The sequence below is a fragment of the Arthrobacter sp. AL12 genome (genome assembly GCF_029960645.1).
Lineage (GTDB): Bacteria > Actinomycetota > Actinomycetes > Actinomycetales > Micrococcaceae > Arthrobacter.
In genome coordinates, this window is the sequence record NZ_JASBQY010000004.1 from 241,306 (window position 1) to 261,525 (window position 20,220).

At 66.9% G+C, this 20,220-nt stretch carries 17 protein-coding genes and 2 tRNA genes; 1 reads left to right on the top strand and 18 read right to left on the bottom strand.

The features are described from left to right. Nucleotides 1-43: 43 nt before the first annotated feature. A tRNA-Glu gene (locus QK291_RS07245) sits at nt 44-116 on the bottom strand. 130 nt (nt 117-246) lie between these two features. After that, nucleotides 247-318, bottom strand: a tRNA-Gln gene (locus QK291_RS07250). Between the two features lie 331 nt (nt 319-649). Here QK291_RS07250 and QK291_RS07255 point away from each other — a divergent pair. Then, nucleotides 650-2,263: a hypothetical protein gene (locus tag QK291_RS07255; RefSeq protein WP_282380435.1), complete on the top strand. Its 1,614-nt coding sequence runs from the start codon at nt 650-652 to the stop codon at nt 2,261-2,263. 21 nt (nt 2,264-2,284) lie between these two features. Here the strand turns inward: QK291_RS07255 and QK291_RS07260 are convergent, their stop codons facing one another. The 16 genes from QK291_RS07260 to ilvN all read right to left on the bottom strand — a co-directional run bounded on the left by QK291_RS07260 (nt 2,285) and on the right by ilvN (nt 20,220). Then, nucleotides 2,285-3,031, bottom strand: coding sequence for an HAD family hydrolase (locus QK291_RS07260; protein ID WP_282380492.1), 747 nt, complete (start codon nt 3,029-3,031; stop codon nt 2,285-2,287). A gap of 2 nt (nt 3,032-3,033) precedes the next feature. Continuing rightward, nucleotides 3,034-4,566 (bottom strand): glutamate--tRNA ligase, encoded by a 1,533-nt coding sequence (gene gltX / locus QK291_RS07265; RefSeq protein WP_282380437.1) that lies wholly within the window; start codon nt 4,564-4,566, stop codon nt 3,034-3,036. 35 nt (nt 4,567-4,601) lie between these two features. Then, complete coding sequence (locus tag QK291_RS07270) at nt 4,602-4,841, bottom strand: hypothetical protein (protein ID WP_282380438.1); 240 nt, start codon at nt 4,839-4,841, stop codon at nt 4,602-4,604. A gap of 12 nt (nt 4,842-4,853) precedes the next feature. Next, nucleotides 4,854-5,630 carry a fumarylacetoacetate hydrolase family protein gene (locus QK291_RS07275; protein WP_282380439.1) on the bottom strand — a complete coding sequence of 259 codons (777 nt, stop codon included), beginning with the start codon at nt 5,628-5,630 and terminating at the stop codon, nt 4,854-4,856. 27 nt (nt 5,631-5,657) lie between these two features. After that, entirely contained in the window at nt 5,658-6,431 is a 774-nt protein-coding gene (locus QK291_RS07280) for an MBL fold metallo-hydrolase (protein WP_282380494.1), read from the bottom strand. A gap of 66 nt (nt 6,432-6,497) precedes the next feature. After that, nucleotides 6,498-6,872 (bottom strand): DUF1304 family protein, encoded by a 375-nt coding sequence (locus tag QK291_RS07285; protein WP_282380440.1) that lies wholly within the window; start codon nt 6,870-6,872, stop codon nt 6,498-6,500. A gap of 222 nt (nt 6,873-7,094) precedes the next feature. After that, complete coding sequence (locus tag QK291_RS07290; protein ID WP_282380441.1) at nt 7,095-8,207, bottom strand: branched-chain amino acid aminotransferase; 1,113 nt, start codon at nt 8,205-8,207, stop codon at nt 7,095-7,097. A gap of 125 nt (nt 8,208-8,332) precedes the next feature. Next, nucleotides 8,333-9,385 (bottom strand): 3-isopropylmalate dehydrogenase, encoded by a 1,053-nt coding sequence (locus tag QK291_RS07295; RefSeq protein ID WP_282380442.1) that lies wholly within the window; start codon nt 9,383-9,385, stop codon nt 8,333-8,335. Nucleotides 9,386-9,471: 86 nt separating this feature from the next. After that, nucleotides 9,472-10,251 carry a class F sortase gene (locus QK291_RS07300; RefSeq protein ID WP_282380443.1) on the bottom strand — a complete coding sequence of 260 codons (780 nt, stop codon included), beginning with the start codon at nt 10,249-10,251 and terminating at the stop codon, nt 9,472-9,474. Between the two features lie 101 nt (nt 10,252-10,352). Continuing rightward, nucleotides 10,353-11,036 carry a hypothetical protein gene (locus tag QK291_RS07305; protein ID WP_282380445.1) on the bottom strand — a complete coding sequence of 228 codons (684 nt, stop codon included), beginning with the start codon at nt 11,034-11,036 and terminating at the stop codon, nt 10,353-10,355. Between the two features lie 493 nt (nt 11,037-11,529). Further along, complete coding sequence (gene metG, locus QK291_RS07310) at nt 11,530-13,089, bottom strand: methionine--tRNA ligase (protein WP_282380447.1); 1,560 nt, start codon at nt 13,087-13,089, stop codon at nt 11,530-11,532. A gap of 9 nt (nt 13,090-13,098) precedes the next feature. After that, a complete protein-coding gene (locus QK291_RS07315; protein WP_282380495.1) occupies nt 13,099-13,824 on the bottom strand; it encodes an ATP-binding cassette domain-containing protein in 726 nt (241 codons plus the stop codon). A gap of 38 nt (nt 13,825-13,862) precedes the next feature. Continuing rightward, nucleotides 13,863-16,652 carry an FtsX-like permease family protein gene (locus QK291_RS07320; protein WP_282380449.1) on the bottom strand — a complete coding sequence of 930 codons (2,790 nt, stop codon included), beginning with the start codon at nt 16,650-16,652 and terminating at the stop codon, nt 13,863-13,865. 201 nt (nt 16,653-16,853) lie between these two features. Next, nucleotides 16,854-18,449: a phosphoglycerate dehydrogenase gene (gene serA / locus QK291_RS07325; protein ID WP_282380450.1), complete on the bottom strand. Its 1,596-nt coding sequence runs from the start codon at nt 18,447-18,449 to the stop codon at nt 16,854-16,856. A 126-nt stretch (nt 18,450-18,575) separates the two neighbouring features. Next, entirely contained in the window at nt 18,576-19,601 is a 1,026-nt protein-coding gene (gene ilvC, locus QK291_RS07330) for a ketol-acid reductoisomerase (protein WP_282380451.1), read from the bottom strand. Between the two features lie 106 nt (nt 19,602-19,707). Next, nucleotides 19,708-20,220 (bottom strand): acetolactate synthase small subunit, encoded by a 513-nt coding sequence (ilvN, locus tag QK291_RS07335; RefSeq protein WP_282380452.1) that lies wholly within the window; start codon nt 20,218-20,220, stop codon nt 19,708-19,710.

Here is a 20,220-nt window from a genome sequence, read left to right on the forward strand (position 1 = left end):
ACGAAAAACGGCCCCGGGCTGATGCCCGGGACCGTTCAATCTGTGACCCCAGCGGGATTCGAACCCGCGTTACCGCCGTGAGAGGGCAGCGTACTAGGCCGCTATACGATGGGGCCGCGTACTCTCCAGAACGGCATTCCTGCCGTTCGCGCTAAGCGATTATTTCATACACTCAGCAAGTGTTTCAAATCGGCGGACCGGCTTGAAACCCCTGATCAGCCGCGGAAATCCGCGGATTTTTCAGAGCTGGGATACCAGGACTCGAACCTAGAATGACGGTACCAGAAACCGTAGTGTTGCCAATTACACCATATCCCAATGGAACTTTCGGGCCGGATCCGTGGGTCTAAACCCGCGCTCCCGGCGCCTCAGCACGAGTAATTACTGTACCCGAGAGTTTTGCTGCGCACAAATCGGGCGCCGGGAGGCGCCCGGGGGCGCCCCTGCCCGGCGGGCACCTCCGCCCCAAAACAAGACCCTTGCCAATCCGGCCATTACAAGTTTACTCTCGGTAAGTTACTAACGAGTAACCGCCCTCCCGGATCATTCAGCGGGCAGCGTCGCGGGCAATTCTGACTGTTAGCTGCATCACAGTCCGGGGAGCCCGCGTCATCGCCGCTTCCGGCAAAGCCATTGAGAGGAACCATCTGTGACACAGAGTCGTGCCACCACCAGCAGGACCCGTACCCGGGCCCAGCAAATCGCCATCGCCGTCCTTGCCCTGCTGCTGATAGCCCTGCTGGGGTTCTACACGCTCGTCACCGGAAGGATCGTGGACGGTTCCGCCCGACTGCAGGAGGGCGCCGGGCAGGCCTCTTCGGGCGCCGAGCAGCTGAAGGATGGTGCCGGCAAGCTGGCCACCGGCGCCGGCGCGGCGGACACGGGGGCCGTGAAGCTCTCGGCCGGCGCCAGCAAGGTCCGCGACGGAATCAGCAAGCAGCTGGCCCCGGGCGCGGAGAAGCTTCGCTCCGGCGCGGATGAACTCGCCGCGGGTGCCATGAAAATTGAAACGGATGTCAACAACAAGCTCGCCCCCGGGGTCTACCGGGTCGACACCGGTGCACAGAAGCTTGCCGCCGGAGCTGCGCAGCTCTCGGCAGCCCTGACGCCGACGGCCGGAGGCAACGCAGAGAACAATCTGGCTGACGGGGCCGGGCAGCTCAACACAGGCGCCGCCAAGCTGGCGGCCGGCACCACCGCACTGGAGGCCGGCAGCGGGCAACTCGAAGCCGGTGCCGCCGCGCTTGAGGCCGGCACTACCCAGCTCGTAACCGGTGCCGCCGCGCTGGAGACCGGCACCACGGCGGTGAAGGCGGGCACCACCCAGCTCAAGGGCTACCGGGGGGCGAACAACGACCCTGAAACAGGGACCGGAACCGCGGCCCTCGCCCAGGCCCTGGAGCAGCTGCACGCGGCCGCCAACGATCCCCTCACGGGACTCGTCCCGCTGGCAGCGGTTAAAGACAAGATCGCCAAAATTCTTGCCGGTGCACAGAAGCTGGATGCCGGAGCCGGGCAGCTCCAAGGCGGGGCCGCCCAGCTCCAGACCGGCACGTCCCAGCTGCACGGCGGGGCCTCCAGGCTCCAGGCCGGAGCGTCCGAGCTCCGGACCGGAACCTCCAAGGTCCACACTGGAGCGGGCCAGCTCCACGCCGGAGCAGGCCAGCTGCACGCCGGGACCGAGAAGCTGACGGCCGGGTTCGGAACTCTGGCCGGCAAGCTCAACAGCAGGGACCCGAAGAATCCCGGGGTGGTGCTCGGCACCGAACTGCTCGCCGACGGGACGTCGAAGATCCGGACGGGCATGGACGGGGTCCCGGGTGACCCGGCACGGCCGGGACTCATCGCAGCCGCCGAAAGGATGACAGAAGGCGGCTCGCGCCTCGCGGACGGCACCATCGCACTCAACGCCGGCATCAACGGCGATCCCGCGGATCCGGCAAACCCGGGGCTGCTCCGCGGTTCTATGGCCCTGGCCTCCGGCGCCACCGAGCTTTCGGCAGGCAACAGCAAACTGGCCTCCGGCTCTTCGGAGCTGTCCGCCGGTGCGGAGAAGCTGGCCGACGGAAACGCCAAGATTGCCGAGGGCACAAAGACGCTGTACTCGAGCGCGGCGGCGGTCTCGCCATCGACCATGGCGGGCAAATCCGACGCTGCCTTCGCCGTGGGAATCCTGGGCATCCTTGGTCTGGGCGCAGGTGTGGCATACTTTTTGCTGCGATCAGGTCGGGCCCGTGCCGAGGCAGCCCCGGCAGGCGGCTAGGCCATCAGCTCCAGCAGGCGGTTAGGCCATCAGCTCCAGCAGGGAACCGATCTCGCGGCCGGCAAAACCGGTGGCGGGTTCCCCGCCGCGGTTAAGCCAGACGCCCAGGAGGCCTGCCGCCGTCGAACCGTCAGCATCGAGGAGCCGGTTGTCCCCGACGTAGAGCGTTTCGCCGGCGCCGGTGCCGAGCCTGCGGACGCCCTCCAGGTAGATGGCCGGATCCGGTTTCGCCGCACCGACAGTGTCCGTGCCCACCAGCACGCTGATGCGTGCCAGTCCGGCGGCGTCCAGCTTGACCCGCTGGTAGTCGTGGACATTGTTGCTCACGGCGCCGTAGGGGATGCCGGCGGCATCCAGCGCGTCCAGCACCGGGGACACGTCATCGAAGGCGCGGATGTAGCCGTGCTGCCGGCTGGCGTAGGAACTGACCCAGTGGTGGGCCTGCTCGCCCTCCTCCAGCTCCACGCCGAAGTGCCCCAGGGCGGCCCGGCCGCGGAGCAGTCGCTGTTCGTTGAAGCTCAGTTCACCGGCCAGGTACCGGTCGTAGAAATGGGTGGTCTCGCGGGTAAAGATTCGCCCGAACTTGTCCCACCCGGCCTGGTCCAGGCCGGGCAGGAGGTGTTCACTGACGTCGCGGAGCGCCGCCGTCATGGCGAACTCGAGGTCCACGAGCGTGTCGTCGATGTCGAAGAGTACGCCGCGGACGCCGCTCAGGCCGGCGGCCAGGGCGCTGGTCGTGACGCTGTTCTGCACCGAGGGGTGGCTCATCATCAGCCGCGGAAGGCGCGCAGCCGCGCCAGGGACGAGTCCTTGCCCAGGATCACCATGGATTCGAACAGCGGCGGCGAGATCCGGCGGCCGGAGATGGCCGTGCGGACCGGGCCGAACGCCAGCCGCGGCTTGACGCCGAGGCCCTCCACGAGGGCCTCCTTGAGCGCGGCCTGGATGCTCTCGGCATTCCAGTCGGCCAGGGGCTCCAGCGCAGCCAGGGCGGCGTCGAGCACCTCGGTGAGGTTCTCCGGGAGCCCCTTGCGGGCGTCGTCCGCGACGTCGATCGCGCCGTCGCCCTTGAACAGGAAGGCGAGCAGCTCGGGGGCCTCGCCCAGCAGCGAGATGCGCTCCTGGATCAGCGGGGCGGCATCGGCGAGAATCTCCTCCTGGCGCGCAGTCAGGGTGTCGCCAACAAACCCTGCGGTGCGCAGGTAAGGGACCAGGCGGCCGCGGAAGTCCTCGGCGCCGAGCATCCGGATGTGGGTGCCGTTGATGGCTTCAGCCTTTTTGATGTCGAAGCGGGCCGGGTTGGCGAGCACGTCGTTGACGTCGAAGTGCTCGATCAGCTGGTCCACAGTGAAGATGTCCTCGTCGGCGGAGAGGCTCCAGCCGAGCAGCGAGAGGTAGTTGAGCAGGCCCTCCGGGATGAAGCCGCGGTCCCGGAGCAGGAAGAGGTTGGACTGCGGGTCACGCTTGGAGAGCTTCTTGTTGCCCTCGCCCATAACGTACGGCAGGTGGCCGAAGACCGGCAGGTAGCTGGCGACGCCGATCTCCATCAGCGCGCGGATCAGCACCACCTGGCGGGGCGTGGAGGAGAGCAGGTCCTCGCCGCGGAGCACATGGGTGATGCCCATCAGCGCGTCGTCGACGGGGTTGACCAAGGTGTACAGCGGGGATCCGTCGGCCCGGACGATAACGTAGTCCGGGATGCTGCCGGCCTTGAAGGTGATGTCGCCGCGGACCATGTCGGTGAAGGTGACATCCTCATCGGGCATCCGCACCCGGAGCACGGGCTGGCGGCCTTCGGCCTTGAACGCGGCCAGCTGTTCCTCGGAGAGCTCGCGGTCGAAGTTGTCATAGCCAAGCTTCGGGTCGCGGCCGGCGGCGCGGTGCCGGGCCTCGACTTCGTCCGGGGAGGAGTAGCACTCGTAGGCGTAGCCGGCCCCGATCAGCTTGGCGACGACGTCCTTGTACAGGTCCAGGCGCTGCGACTGGCGGTACGGCTCGTGCGGTCCGCCGACCTCCACGCCTTCCTCCCAGGTGATGCCGAGCCATTTGAGGGCTTCGAGCAGCTGCTGGTAGCTCTCTTCCGAGTCCCGCGCCGCATCCGTGTCCTCGATGCGGAACACGAAGGTGCCCTTTGTGTGGCGGGCGTGGGCCCAGTTGAACAGGGCGGTGCGGATCAGGCCGACGTGCGGGGTGCCCGTGGGCGACGGGCAGAACCGGACACGGACCGGAGTGTCGGCGGTGACTTCGCGAATCACGCTGGGGGCGGAGCTGGAGACGGCGTCGGGCGCAGAGGGAGTAGTCATAGTGACTCCAACTTTACCGCCTGACGACTGCCGCCTTACCGCCTGCGGCCGCGCGGCGGTTGTGGGCGGGACAACGCCTTCACCAGATAATATCCGGCCAGCACCAGGCCGGCCGCGAGGAAGGCCAGCGCCAGCCAAAGCGGCCCGTCCAGCCAGTTGACCGCGCGTGCCGCCATTGAGAACGTGCCGATCGAGCCCAGGGCGAAGAACACGAAGGAACGGCGGTTCCGGGGACGCTGCAGGGCACGAACCAGGCCGCGAATCAACATCTGCATCTTCCGCTCCGCCTAGCGGCGGACAACCGGGTTGGACAGGCGGCCGATGCCCTCGATCTCGACCTCGAAGCGGTCACCGGCCTTCACCAGTCCGACGCCGGCCGGGGTGCCGGTCATGATGACGTCGCCGGGCAGCAGGGTGAAGGCCTGCGAGACGATGGAAACGAGTTCGCGGACGCCGCGGATCATCTGGCTGGTGCTTCCGTCCTGGCGCAGCTCCCCGTTGAGGCGGCCCTGGATCTGCAGGTCCTCGGTGTTCAGTTCGGTCTCAATCCACGGCCCCAGGGGCGCGGAGGTGTCGAATCCCTTGGCCCGGGCCCACTGCAGGTCCGTCTTCTGGACGTCGCGCGCGGTGAGGTCGTTGCCGCAGGTGTAGCCGAAGATGACGTCATCGACACGCTCCTCGGGGACGTCCTTACAGATCCGGCCGATCACGACGCACAGCTCGGCTTCAAAGGACACTTCCTCGGAAAACTCCGGCAGCACGATCGGATCGTTGGGCCCGATCACGGAGGTATTGGGCTTGAGGAAAAGCAGCGGCTGCTTAGGAACCTCGTTGCCGAGTTCCCGGGCGTGTTCGACGAAGTTGCGGCCGACGCCGATAACCTTGCTGCGCGGGATGATCGGGGCGAGCAGGCGCACATCCTCCAGCTTGTGCCGCGCGGCGGTGCGTTCCACGCCGTGGAAGAAGGGGTCGCCGTTGATGACAGTGACTTCCTCACTGCCGGGCTCACCTTCAACAATGCCGTAGAGGGGATCAGAATCGACTACAAACCGGGCGATACGCATGGCTCCAAGCGTACCGTCTCCGGCGGGCTAGGACGTGCCGCTGTCCAGGCGCAGGTAGTGCAGCTGGGCGGCCACGGAAAGCTCCGCCGCGGGCCGCACGGCGGGGTCGACGGCGGCGTACACGGCGTCGGCCACCTCGGCTACCTCGGCACCGGCCCCCAGCTTTTCGAGGGCGGAGCGGATTTGCCCGAGGCGGTCCTGGCGGTGGTCCCGGTAGGCGCGGACGATCGTGTCCAGGGCCGGCAGTATGGGCCCGTGGGCCGGGAGGACGGTTGCGGGGCCCAGGGATTCCAGCCGGTCCAGCGAGGCCAAGTAGTCGCCCAGGGTACCGTCGGGATAGTCCAGGACCGTGGTTCCCATGCCCAGGATCGTGTCGCCGGTGAGGACCGAGCCCCGGGCGCCGTCCTGCGGCAGGTGGAAGCAGACCGAGTCGGAGGTGTGTCCCGGCGTCGCCAGCACCCGTATCTCGGTTCCGGCGGCGTGGATGACTTCGCCGTCCGCCAGGTGGCTGCCCCCGTGGCAGTGCGCGGGATCCTTGGCGCGCACGGGCGCTCCGGTCAGTTCGGCGAACCTGGCGGCTGCGGCGGTGTGGTCCGCATGCCGGTGCGTAATCAGGATGAGCTCGACGGCACCGGCCTGGGCCAGTTCCTGCAGGTGCGGCTCATCCAGGGGGCCGGGATCAACCACGACGGTGCCGGCCGCGCCGGGGGCCGCAATCACATAGGAATTGGTCCCGTGCAGGCTCATCGGCCCCGGATTGGGGGCCAGCCTGAAACGGGTCAGCTCTGTGCTGCGCACCATGGCGCGGGGGTCGTCAGGGATCACAGTTCCATCCTCCCACCGAAGCGGCACCCGCACGAGCGGCCGTCACATGAGCAGCAACACCACGATAACCGCCGGCAGGAGCGCCTCGGCGATGCCGCTCGCCCACAGCCTCCGCTCCGACAGCACCAGGATGATGCCCAGCAGAACATGGCCCACGCTCGTGAAGAGCAGCAGCAACCGCCCCGCAGCCGGCTCCGTCCCCGTCAGCATGAGGGCGCCAATGATCGCCCCCACTCCCCAGATCATGTTGTAAAACCCCAGGTTGAACGTCCACATCCGGACGGCGTCCGTGTCCTCGGGCTTGATCAGGAACAGCCTGTGGAGGCGCTGGTCCCGGAAGAAGAATGACTCGAGGATTCCCACGAGGATCAGCACAACCCCGAAAATGACACCCAGAACCTGAATAAGTCCAGTCATGCCCAATATTGTGCCCCTGCGTCCGGGCCGGGGCTAGGGGCTTCAGACCGTTCGAACCGGGCCCTTTGCCCGGCCCTTTGCCCGGCCGTTTCTCCGGCCGTTTCTCCGGCCGATTCCCGGGCGTTTGTCCGGGCGTTTGTCCGGCCGTTAGCGACGACGGCGGCCCCGCACCGGAAGGTGGGAGCCGCCGTCGAACGCTGCCTCTAAGGGAGTCGCTGCCGCCTAGGCAAGGCGGGTCAGCCAGCCGTGGGTGTCCTCGATGGTTCCGGTCTGGATGCCCAGAAGCTGCTCGCGGATCGCCATGGTGGTCTCCCCCGCCTTCGCGTTCTCTGAGCCGATGAATTCCGTGTCGTCCCTGAGCACGCCGATCGGGGTGATCACGGCGGCCGTGCCGCAGGCGAAGACCTCGGCGATCTCGCCGGAGGCCACGCCGTCGCGCCATTCTGCCAGGGTGATCTTGCGTTCGGTGACCGCCCGGCCCATGTCCCTGGCGACCTGGATGACGGACATCCTGGTGATGCCCTCCAGGATGGTTCCGCTGAGTGCGGGGGTCACGAGCGCGCCGTCCTTCATCACGAAGAAGACGTTCATGCCGCCGAGCTCTTCCACGGCGTTGTCATTGAACTGGTCGAGGAACAGCACCTGCTTGCAGCCATGGGCCTCGGCCTCCTGCTGGGCGATCAGCGAGGCGGCGTAGTTGCCGCCGCACTTCGCGGCCCCGGTGCCGCCGCGGCCGGCGCGGGCGTATTCGCGGGAGATCCAAATGGAGACCGGCTTGAGCTCGCCGCCGAAATAGTTCCCGGCCGGGGACGCGATGACGCGGAAGGATACTTCGCGGGCTGCGCGGACACCGAGGAACGCTTCGGTGGCGATCATGAACGGCCGCAGGTACAGGGCCTCGCCGTCGCCGGAGGGGACCCAGTCCTTGTCCGCCGCGACGAGTTCGCGGATCGCTCCCAGGAAGTACTCCTCCGGGAGCTCAGGGAGTGCCAGGCGGCGGGCCGACTTGTTCAGGCGGGCGGCGTTGGCCTCGGGACGGAACGTCCAGATGGAGCCGTCGGCGTGGCGGTAGGCCTTGAGTCCTTCGAAGATTTCCTGGCCATAGTGGAGCACCGCGGCTGAGGGGTCCAGGGAAATGGGACCGTAGGCCTCGACCCGGGCATCATGCCAGCCGCCCTTGCCCCCGGCGTCGACGCTGTAGTCGACGATGGCCGTGTGGTCGGTGAAATAGTTGCCGAAACCCGGGTTCGCCAGGATGGCAGCACGTTCGTCAGCGGACTTCGGGTTGGCCGAAAGATGCTGGGTGAATTCGACGCCATGGGCAGTCTGAGTCATGGTTCCTCCACGGTCGGCTGCCTGGCGTGTGAACGTGGTTCAGCCTCGGACCACGGCAGCATATTGGTGATTCGAAACAAGCTTACGCCCGTTGGCGCGGCCGCCGGCCCGCGCCGCCGGAGGGCCTAGAGGGCGGCGGCGATGGCGTCGCCGATCGCGCTGGTGCTGCGGACGGTGCCGCGGCGGCCGGCGACGTCGGCGATGACGGCGGCCTCGATCTTCCGGGCCGCGGCGGCGTAGCCGAGGTGGTCCAGAAGCAGGGCGGCCGAGAGGATGGCGGCCGTCGGATCTGCCTTCTGCTGGCCGGCGATGTCCGGCGCCGAGCCGTGGACCGGTTCAAACATGGACGGAGCGGTGCGTTCCATGTTGATGTTTCCGGATGCGGCGAGGCCGATGCCTCCGGTGACGGCGGCGGCAAGGTCGGTGATGATGTCGCCGAAGAGGTTGTCCGTGACGATCACGTCGAACCGCGCCGGGTCGGTGACCATAAAGATCGTGGCGGCATCGATGTGCAGGTAGTCGTGGGTGACCTCGGGGAACTCCTGGGCCACAGCCTCCACGGTGCGCTTCCAGAGGTGGCCGGCGAAGACCAGGACGTTGTGCTTGTGCACCAGGGTGAGCTTCTTGCGCGGGCGGTCGTTGGCGCGGCGGAAGGCATCCCGGACCACGCGGTCGACGCCGTGGGCCGTGTTGAGCGAGACCTCGGTGGCGACTTCGTGCGGGGTGCCGGCACGCAGCGTGCCGCCGTTGCCGACGTAGGGGCCCTCGGTGCCTTCGCGGACCACGATGAAGTCGATGTCGCCGGGGTTGGCGAGCGGGCTGGCGACGCCCGGGTAGAGGCGGGACGGGCGCAGGTTCACGAAGTGGTCCAGGCTGAAGCGCAGCTTGAGCAGCAGTTCACGCTCGATGATGCCGGAGGGGATCCGGGTGTCGCCCGGGGACGCCCCGACCGCGCCGAAGAGGATGGCGTCGCGGGTGCGGAGGTCGGCGAGGGTCTCCTCCGGCAGGGTCTCCCCCGTTTCGAGCCAGTGCTGCGCGCCGAGCTTGTAGTGGGTCTGCTGCAGCACGATCCCCTCGGCGGCAGCAGCCTTCTCCAGAACTTTCAGGGCTTCGGCGGTGACTTCCGGGCCGATGCCGTCGCCGGGAATAACAGCCAGATCAATCGTGGATACGCTCATGTTTTCAGCGTAGCCAAGAGATCCACATGCTGGTCAAGTTGTCTCATTATTCGAACAGCCGGGTCCCTCCCGCTGCGGGACCGTGGTCACGGGCCGCGGGCGGGCGTGGCGACCACCACCACGTTCTTTCCCCAGGGATCCTCCGTGTAGCAGCTGATCAGGACCAGGCGGTTCGGGACGGCATCCCAGACGGGGCTGTCCTTCAGCGTGGACTTTGTGTACGTGGTGACCGAGTCCACCACGTAACTGAGTGCTCCGGTCCCTGTGGCGACTGTCAGGGTATCGCCCGGGGCGGCCGCCGAACTCAAGTGGTTGAACGGTGCATCCAGGCCTTCCCAGCTGTGGCCGATGACGTAGGTGGTGTTCTCCGAGCCCGCCCCGGGTGTCCCGAAGGGTGTGAGCCAGTAGCCGTCCATGGTCTCCGGTGGCACAATGCTCCGGCTTTCAGCGGCGCCATTCTCCGGTTCCAGCGGGTGAACCAGCACGTCCATGCCGGCCGCCGGGTAGGTGATGCGTTGCGGTGCGGAAGCGGCGGGCACCTTCACCGCTGGCTCCGGAGCGGCGGGGGGCGGAGCGGCGGGCGGGGCGGTGGAGTCCCCGGCTGGAACCAGTCCGGCACTGCTGCCGCCCGGGTCCGAGGTGCCAGTCGACGTCGGTTGCGTGCCGGACCCAACCAAGGCCTCGGGTGCCGCTAGCTCCAGGCCGTGGGCCGGCTGCCCGTGGGCTGGCCCGGATGCTGCGTAGAACAACCAGGCGGCGAGGATTCCCAGCACGCAGAAGGCCAGCAGGAGCTTGTCCCTCCGGCTGAGCATCAGTCCACGGATACCAGCTATCCGGCGCCTGCCGGTCTGACGGTGAAAGCCCATGAATGCTCCTGGTGACGTGCCCGCGCTGCGAAGGCGGAAATTGCAGGACGGGTGCTGCCCCGCAGCACCCGTCCTCGATAAGGCTTTACTGCTTTACCGCTTCACTGGCTTTCGGTGTTCCGGGCGCGCCCTCCGCCCTGCCAGAGCACCGTTGCCGCCCCCGCGGTGAGTACTCCGGTCAGCGCCATCAGCCACACGGGAATACCGGCGTCCGAGGTCTGGCCCACCGCGGTCTGGACGTTGTAGCCGGCGTTCGTCTTCTTGGCGGCTGGTTTTGCTACTTTTGCGGCTTTCGCGGCCGCGACAGCAGCTTTGGGTGCCGCGCCGGTGGGTGCTGACGGCGTGAGGACTGCGTTCGGCGTCGTGTCAGCCAACGGGGTTACGTTCTGCGGGTCGGGATCCGTGGCTACCTCCGGGTCAGGATCAGGGGCAACCTCCGGGTCAGGATCCGGGGCAACCTCCGGGTCGGGATCCGGGTCGGGATCCGGGGCTACCTCCGGGTCGGGGTCAACGACCGCCGCGCAGACATTGGCCAGGATCGCCAGATTGGCGGCCGTCAGGTTCTGGCCCTGCGGCATGATGTCGCCGTCATTGATGGGGATGATGTCCAGTGGCGAGTGCTGGGGACCCGTGTGGCCGTTCAGCGCGTTGAGGCTGATGGTTTCGATTACGAACGGGTTGGTCGAGGAGCTCGTCGCGTGGCAGATGGTGATCTTTTTTTCCTCCGGAGGTGTCGCGTTGGCGGAAACAGTGGCGGTCATCAGGCCCAGTCCCACGATCCCCATTGTGGCTATTGTTCTTCTCATTGTCCGTCGCTCCGTCTCGTCAGTTAACTAGCTGGCTTGACCGCGCGGAGTAACCATCATCGAGACCCAAGAAGAGAAAAATTGGAGACCTCCAACAGCGAATTGAATCGTGACAGTTACTCCCCAGCAGTGTCATCAGTTCGCTTGCTATTTCAGGCTAGGGGGACGACCCGTGTCCGTCGTGAGTACCGGGTACTCATCTAACCGATGGACTATTACGCTGGCGTTGCCCAGGGTACTCAGTAGTGCCCGCATTAACTACTTGCCGGTAGCTTCTTGTCGCGGCTGCTCCCAAGACAGGGCCGCCAGCCCGGCCTAACTACTCGGAAAGGCCCCTGCTCGCCCGTGAGTGCAACGCACAAACGCTCCCCCACCTCGGGCGAGGTGCGGGAGCGTTTCCAGGTGAGATTTGACGCCCATGTTGCGGTGCGGCATGGGCGCGAAGTGTCACCTCGGCGGACGGGCCGGCCGGTTATGCCTCGGCGGGCTCCTCGTACTTCGGGAACACCGGCGCCGGGGCCGGCAGGACCGTTCCTGCTGCGATCGGCGACCCCAGGGCGGCGAACTCGCGTGCTTCCCCTTCGGATTGACCCAGGGTGTCCAGGATGGCCGCCGAGGCCGCCGGCATGACCGGCTGGGCGAGGATGGCGACGATCCGCAGCACCTCAAGCGTGACGTACAGGACGGTGTTCATGCGTTCGACGTCGGTCTTCCGCAGCACCCAGGGCGCCTGCTCGGCGAAGTACGCGTTCGTGTCGCCCAGGACAGTCCAGATCGCTTCCAGGGCGCGGCTGAATTCCTGCTTTTCGAACGCGGCGCGGGAAAGGCCCAGCAGCCCGTTCGCCTGGCCCAGCAGCGCGGCGTCCTCGGCGGTGAAATCCCCGGGGACGGGGACGGCGCCGCCGCAGTTCTTCGCGACCATGGACAGCGAACGCTGGGCCAGGTTGCCGAAGTTGTTGGCAAGGTCCGCGTTCATCCGCCCCACGATCGCGTCGTGGCTGTAGGAGCCGTCCGCGCCGAAGGGAACCTCGCGGAGCAAGAAGAAACGCACCTGGTCCAGGCCGTACTGGGCGACCCAGTCCGCCGGTGCCACCACATTGCCGAGCGACTTGGACATCTTCACGCCCTGGTTGTGCAGGAACCCGTGGATCATAACGCGCTTGGGCAGCTCCAGCCCTGCCGACATCAGGAACGCCGGCCAGTAGACGGCGTGGAACCGGGAGATGTCCTTGCCGATCACGTGGACGTCCGCCGGCCAGTACTTCCGGAACAGTTCGGACTCGGTGTCGGGGAAGCCGACGCCGGTCAGGTAGTTGGTCAGCGCGTCCACCCAGACGTACATGACGTGGTCCGGGTTCCCCGGGACAGGGACGCCCCAGTCGAAGGAGGTGCGGCTGATGGACAGGTCCTCGAGCCCGCCCTTGACGAAGCTGACGACCTCGTTGAAGCGGTTGTGCGGGGCGCCGAAGGACGGGTGGTCCGCGTAGAGGGCCAGCAGCCTGTCCTGGTATAAGGAGAGCTTGAAGAAATAGCTCTCCTCTTCGGTCCAGGTCACCTCGGTGCCGGTTTCGGACGCGTAGCGCAGCCCGTCGGCCTGCACCTCGGTTTCATCCTCCACGAAGTAGCGCTCGTCGCGGACCGAATACCAGCCGGCGTACTTGGAGAGGTAGATGTCCCCGTTGGCTTCCATCCGCTGCCAGAGCGCCTTGGCGGCGCCGTAGTGGTCCGGGTCCGTGGTGCGGATGAAGCGGCTTAGGGAGATGCCGAGGTCATCGCTCATCTGCCGGAAGGCGGCGGAGTTTCGGTCGGCAAGCTCCTTGACCGGGATGCCTTCCTTTTCCGCCGTCTGCTGCATCTTGAGGCCGTGCTCATCCGTGCCCGTCATAAAGAAGACATCGAAGCCGTCCAGGCGCTTGAAGCGCGCCATCGCATCGGTGGCGATGACCTCGTAGGCATGGCCGATGTGCGGCACGCCGTTGGGGTAGCTGATGGCCGTGGTGATGTAGAACGGGGTCTTTTCAGAAGTTGTCACAGCTTTAACCTAGATCAGTTCGGTGAGGGTATCGCTCTGGCGGACAAGTTCGTGGTCATGTGAAGCCACCAGGACGGCGATTCCGTCCGAGGTTGTGTCCTTGAGGATGCTGATGATGCGGTTGGCTGAGGCCCGGTCCAGGCTGGCGGTCGGCTCGTCGACGACCAGCACCCTGGTGCCGAGGATCAGGGCCCGGGCGATCGCCACACGCTGGCGTTCACCGCCGGAGAGCTGGGCGGGGCGGTGGCGCATGCGCCGGCCCAGGCCGACGAGGTCCAGGAGGTCCTTGGCCATGTCGCGGCGCTTGTCCACCTCGCCGTCGGGCACGGCGGGCAGCAGCACATTCTCGAGCGCGCTCATGCCGTCGATCAGGGCACCGCCCTGGTCGACGTAGCCGATCAGGGCCCGGCGGCGGTCGGCGATTTCGTCGTCGCCCATGGTCTCGAGCGAATCACCCTCCCAGAACACCCGGCCCGACGTCGGCAGGGTCAGTCCCGCGCCCACCGTCAGGATGCTGGTCTTGCCTGAGCCGCTGCGGCCGGCGACGCAGTGCATCTCGCCGGCGTGCAGGGTCAGGTCGAAGTCGTCCACCACATTGACGGCTTCGGCGCCGCCCTTGCCGCCGCCGTAGTGGATCGTGATGTTGCTGAGCTCCAGCGGCGTGGCGTGGTCCGCGGCCTTCACGATCGTGTTGGCGCGTGTCTGGTGGCCACCGCGGCGGGTGCTCGCCGTCATCCGCTCGTGAGCCTCACGGTCAAGGTTCAGGTCGTTGTTCATCGGACCACTTTCGTTGCAATTGGAATCCAGCAAAGTACAGCCACGAGCCCGGCGACGGCGGCCCAGATCGAGGCATAAGGGGCGAGGAGGAGACCCACGCCCAGGGCGCCGAGGACGCCCACCGGCAGTGCGACCGTCCCCACCATGGCATTTTCGAAGAAGCGGACCTGGCCCAGCATGTCCGGGTTCCAGCCCATGGCCTGCAGCGTGCCGAGATACTGGCGCTTGGCCTGCAGCTCGAAACGGCCGGTGACCATGGTCAGGAGCAGGCCCACAGCCACCCCGGACAGACCGAGAATGATGCTCGGCAGCGTGATGCTGGCGGCAGCCAGCCCGCTGAGCGCGCTAGCACCGGCGGCCCGCGGAATGTCGATCAGCAGGGCGACCATTCCCCCGACCGCTGCGGCGAAGACGCCGACGGCGACCGCCAGGGAAACGGTGTTGAACTTGTTGGTGCTCAGCTGCCGGTTGGCGAAGGTCAGCGGGGAGTCCACGGCGATGAGCCGTTCGTCGTGCTGCGGTTCCTGGTCCACCACATCGCGGTGGCGCAGCTGCTGGGCGGCGAAGAAGGCCGCCCCCGCGTAGAGCACCAGCACGGAGGCCGAGACGATCGCCGTCGCCGGGTTCCAGCTGAGCAGGCTCAGGACGATCCCGGCAACGGCCAGCAGGGCCGCTCCGACGCCAAACTCGGCCAGCACCCAGGACCGGATCCGTCCCTGGGTCCAGCCCATGGCGCGAAGGGTCCCGGCCTCGCTGCGGCGCTTGCGGACGTAGCTGACGGTGGAGGCTCCGGTCAGCAGGGCGGCACCGATCAGGGTCAGGAACAGCAGGGTCAGGTTGGTGCCGGTGAGCGAACCGGAGACGGCGTCCGCGGCGTCCTGGCGGACCCACGACTGCTGCACGGTGCCGAGCGGGGATTCCTTGCCGGCGTCGTCCTTGGAGTAGCCGGGGACGAAGATGCTGGCGTCCTCGCGGGCCGAGCCGGCCACGATGGTTGCCTGCAGGCCCATGTCCCGGATCCCGTCGGCGAGTTTCTCCACCTCGGGCTGTGCCTCTTTCCAGCTGCCGGGCACCTTGGCCCGGACCCGGACGGCATCAATCACGGAGGCGTTGTCCTCGTAGCCGCGGGCGGCGGCGAGGCCGTAGTAGTCGGTGATGGCGCCGGCGGACTGGCTGGCCAGGCCCGTGGCGCTCAGCGAGGGCTTGAGCTCGGTGTTCCCGACCTCCTTGCCGGCGGCGTCCTTGGTCAGCGTAAACGGCGTCGGGTCATAGCCGCCCAGGGGCAGGCGGTTGACGTCCCCGGCCACGTCCTTGACCTGCTCGGCGTCGAACGTTCCGTAGACCATGGCGAGCGGTGTGGCGAGCTTCTGGCCGGTCTCGAGGTCTTCGCGGTAGGCGCGCTCATCCACGGGCTTGCGCTGTGTCTGGTCCACGGGGGCGCCGTTGGGGGCCTTCTCCGGCAGGCGGTTCACGGTGACCCAGTCGCCGGGGGTGGCGCTCTTGTCCACGGCGCCGTTGCCGGCGGTCCCGCCGTCCTGGTATTTCGGGGCGGAGGCGAAGTCGGTGCTCCAGGTCGCGGGGTTGTAGAGGCCCTGGCTGAAGCCGCCCGTGTCGCCGAGCAGCTGCGCCAGGTCTTTGGACCCGGGCCAGGCCAGGGCGAACGGTGACTTGGAGACGAACGGCAGGTAGTCCTTGTCCAGCGAGCGGGTAACGGTCCCGACGTCCTTGACGACGTTGCCGGAATCGTCGATTTCCTCGATCTTGACCGAGTACTCGAGGTCCAGGGAGGTGCCGGAGCGGACAATCAGCGGGATAGCCTGCGAGTTTTCGGTCAGCTGGCCGGCGCGCTTGGCCTGCTGGTACTGGCTCATCAGGGGGGCCCAGTACTTGAGCTTGACGCCGAGGAAGTCGGGGCCTTCCTTGAGTTCGTCCATGCTGAGACCGGTGGTGAAGAGGCTTTCGAAGTGGCGGCCGATCGCGCTGGCGTTGCGGGCGTCGGCGGGCGGCGCCTTCTCCAGCGGGGCGAGGAAGTCACCGGCGGGCCCGAGCAGGGCACGCTCGGCGACGGGGTCGACGGCGACGACGGATTCCGTCACCTGCGGGGCGAGCGGCAGGGACACGGAGAGGTTGAAGAGGCTGTGCTCCGAGCCGCCGGCGGGGGCCGGGAACTTGACGCCGGTCTCCCCCTTCGGGCCCGCGATGCGGACGTTCTTGCCGCCCTGGACCTGTTCTTCAATAAGCCGGGCCTTGCCGAGGGATCCTTCGGCCATGGTTTTGAACAGGGTGTGGTCGGACTGTCCGTCGGAGCTGACGGCGCTGGCGGTGAGCCGGTAGTTCTTCGGCGAGTCGGAGAGGACCGACTCCGCGGCCGGCCATTTGGCCGGATCAGTGGCGCTGGGGTCCCCGGCGGTGCCGACCAGCCCGGCGTTGAAGCCCAGGTAGTCGGTGGCATCCAGGCGCGGGGACTCGAGGTTCTGGGTGACGCGGGAGACCAGGCTGATGGGGGCCGCCACGGAGGTGCCGGAGAGCTTGCGGAGGGAGTCCAGCTGGTCGAAGCTGATTCCGCCCTGGCCGGTGGCGATGTCCGGCTGCATGAGCCCGCCGTTGTCGCCGGCCTTGGCCTGGACAAGAATGTCGTAGAGCCCGCGCGAGTTCTGGTCCACGGTCCGGTTCAGAGCGGCCTGCGACTGCCCCTGCACGAGGACCGAAAGGCACATGGCCGCGATCAAAATGGACGCGGTCAGCAGAAGCACTCGGCTTCTGATGAACCTCTGGACGGCGTTCATTGGGCTCCTGAAAGCTGGGTTGCGTGCGCACACCGATTCATTCCATGCGGAAGTGAAGGCGTCCCCTGCCGGGTGTGCAAAAGTAAAGGCCGGGCTGCCGGCCGGATCCGAAATTCGGACGTAGCCATTGTACGCAGACCGGCCATGTGCCCGCGGACACCGGAGGCGGCTTGACCGCCGCCGGTGTCCGCGGTGAAGACATCAGTCCTCGAGGTCGACCTCGCGCACCATGTCAGCGCCGATTCCGGCCTTGATGGCATCCAGGACCTGCTGCGGGACTGAGCTGTCGATGGTCAGCAGGGCGAGCACTTGGCCGCCCTCATCCTGCCGCGCGACCTGCATGCCGGCGATGTTGATGTTGTTCATGCCCAGGATGTGGCCGATGGTGCCGATCACGCCGGGGCGGTCCGAGTAGGCGACCACCACGAGGTGTTCGCTGATCGGGATCTCCACCTCGAAGCCGTTGATCCCGACGAGCTTCTGGACCTGCTTGGGCCCGGTCAGGGTGCCCGCGACGGAGATCTGCGTGCCGTCGCTGAGGGCGCCGCGGAGGGTCAGGACGTTGCGGTAGGACTCGGTGTCCGGCGTTGTGATCAGGCGGACGTTGATGCCGCGCTGCTCGGCGATCACGGGGGCGTTGACATAGGAGACCTGCTCGGTCACGATGTCGGCGAAGATGCCCTTGAGCGCCGCGAGTTCGAGCACCTTGACGTCGAGGGAGGAGATTTCCCCGGCGACCTCGACGTCGAACTGGGTCAATGAGGCGTGCGTCATGGCGGTGAAGATCCGGCCCAGCTTCTCCATCAGCGGGATGCCCGGGCGGACGTCCGGGGCGATCACGCCGCCGGCGACGTTGACCGCGTCGGGAACCAGTTCCCCGGCCAGGGCCAGGCGGACGGACTTGGCGACCGAGACCCCAGCCTTTTCCTGCGCTTCGTCCGTGGACGCGCCCAGGTGCGGGGTGACCACGACGTTGTCGAGCTTGAAGAACGGCAGGTCGGTGCTTGGTTCCTTGACGAAGACGTCGACGCCGGCCCCGGCGATCTCGCCGGACTCCAGCGCGGCGTGGAGCGCCTCCTCGTCGACGAGACCGCCGCGGGCGACGTTGACGACGTACGCGGTGCTCTTCATCTTCTTGAAGGACTCGGCGCCGAGCATACCGACGGTCTCCGGGGTCTTGGGCATGTGGATGCTGATGAAGTCCGACTGCGCGAGCAGCTCGTCCAGTGTCACCAGCTGAACGCCGAGCTGGGCGGCGCGGGCAGAGGTGATGTACGGATCGTAGGCGAGGATCTTTGTGTCGAAGCCCTTCAGGCGGGCGGCGACCAGGGCGCCGATCCGGCCCAGGCCGATGATGCCGATCTTCTTTTCGAAGAGTTCGATGCCGGTGTATTTGGAGCGCTTCCACTCGCCGTCCTTGAGCGCGGCGGACGCCTGCGGGATGTGGCGGGCGAGGCTCAGGATGTGGCCGACGGTAAGTTCAGCGGCGGAGACGATGTTCGAGGTCGGGGCATTGACCACCATGACACCGGCCTGGGTGGCGGCCTTGATGTCGACGTTGTCGAGGCCGACGCCTGCGCGGGCGATCACCTTGAGGTTCTTCGCGGCGGCGATGGCTTCGGCGTCCAGCCGGGTGGCGGAGCGGACCAGGATCGCGTCGACGTCGGCGATCGCAGAGAGCAGCTGGGAACGGTCGGCGCCGTCGGTGTGCCGGATTTCAAAGTCCGGTCCAAGGGCATCGATCGTGGCGGGCGAAAGTTCCTCAGCGAGGAGTACTACAGGTTTGGTGCTAGTCACCGGTGACCTCTTTAGCTCTCTTGTATATCAGGTGGGGATTTTGGTGCAACAGGTCGTGCGGGCAGTGCCCTGCAGCAGGGAAGCCGGACCCCGGTAATGGTGTCCGGCTTCCCTGCCGGTCAGTGCCTAGCGGGCCACTGAGCCTTCGGTGTAATCGTCTTCGTTCTTGATCCAGGAGAACAGCTTGCGCAGTTCCCGGCCGGTGGCCTCGATCGGGTGGTCCTCACCCTTTTTGCGCAGCGCCGTGAACTCGGGGGCGCCGGCGTCCTGGTCGTCGATGAAGCGCTTGGCGAAAGTGCCGTCCTGGATGTCCGCCAGGACGGCCTTCATGTTTTCCTTCACGTCCGGTGTGATCACGCGCGGGCCGGAGACGTAGTCGCCGTACTCGGCGGTGTCGGAGACGCTCCAGCGCTGCTTGGCGATGCCGCCTTCGACCATGAGGTCAACGATGAGCTTGAGCTCGTGCAGCACCTCGAAGTAGGCAACCTCGGGCTTGTAGCCGGCCTCGGTGAGGACCTCGAAGCCGTACTGGATCAGCTGGGAGGCGCCGCCGCAGAGGACAGCCTGCTCCCCGAACAAGTCTGTTTCGGTCTCTTCGGTGAAGGTGGTCTCGATGACGCCGGCGCGGGTGCCGCCGATGGCCTTGGCGTAGGACAGGGCCAGTTCCTTGGCCTTGCCGGACGGGTTCTGCTCGACGGCGATCAGGTCCGGCACGCCGCGGCCGGCTTCGAACTCGCGGCGGACGATGTGGCCCGGGCCCTTGGGGGCAACGAGGGCGACATCGACGTCTGCCGGGGGCTTAATGTAGCCGTAGCGGATGTTGAAGCCGTGGCCGAAGAACAGGGCATCGCCCGGCTGCAGGTTCGGGGCGATGTCCTCGGCGTACACGTGGCGCTGGACCTGGTCCGGGGTGAGGACCATGATCAGGTCCGCTTCAGCGACGGCGTCGGCGACGTTCAGGACGCGCAGGCCCTCGGCCTCTGCCTTGGCGCGTGACTTGGAGCCTTCCTTGAGCCCGACGCGGACGTCAACGCCGGAATCGCGCAGGCTGAGGGCGTGGGCGTGGCCCTGGGAGCCGTAACCGATGACGGCGACGGTGCGGCCCTGGATGATCGACAGGTCGGCGTCATCGTCGTAGAACATTTCAGTCACTGGGGTGTCTCCTTTTGAGTGGATTCTTGGGTGGTGCTTGTCGTTGAAAATTTGTGTCTTACGGGGTGTCCCACGCTGTGTCGTACCGTGTGTCCCACGCGGTGCCTTACGCGGAGCGCAACGCCCTGTCGCTCATGGAACGGGATCCCCGCCCAACGGCCAGGGTGCCGGACTGCACGATTTCGCGGATGCCGAAAGGCTCCAGCACCGAGAGCAGTGCGGTGAGCTTTTCGGGGTGGCCCGTCGCCTCAATGACCACGGACTCGGTGGAGACGTCAACCACTGATGCGCGGAACAGGTCGGCAGCCTGGGTGACCTGCAGCCGTGTTCCGGCATCCGCACGTACCTTGACCAGGATGTGGTCACGCTGCACGGAAGATTCGGCGGTGAGCTCGACGATCTTGATCACGTTGACCAGCTTGTTCAGCTGTTTGGTGATCTGTTCGATCAGCTCACCGTCGGCGTCGACGACGACGGTCATCCGGGACATGCCCGGAACTTCCGTCGGCCCGACGGCCAGGGAGTTGATGTTGAAGGCCCGGCGGGCGAAAAGGCTGGCGACGCGGGTCAGCACACCGGGCTTGTCTTCGACCAGAACGGACAGTGTGTGGCGGGTCAT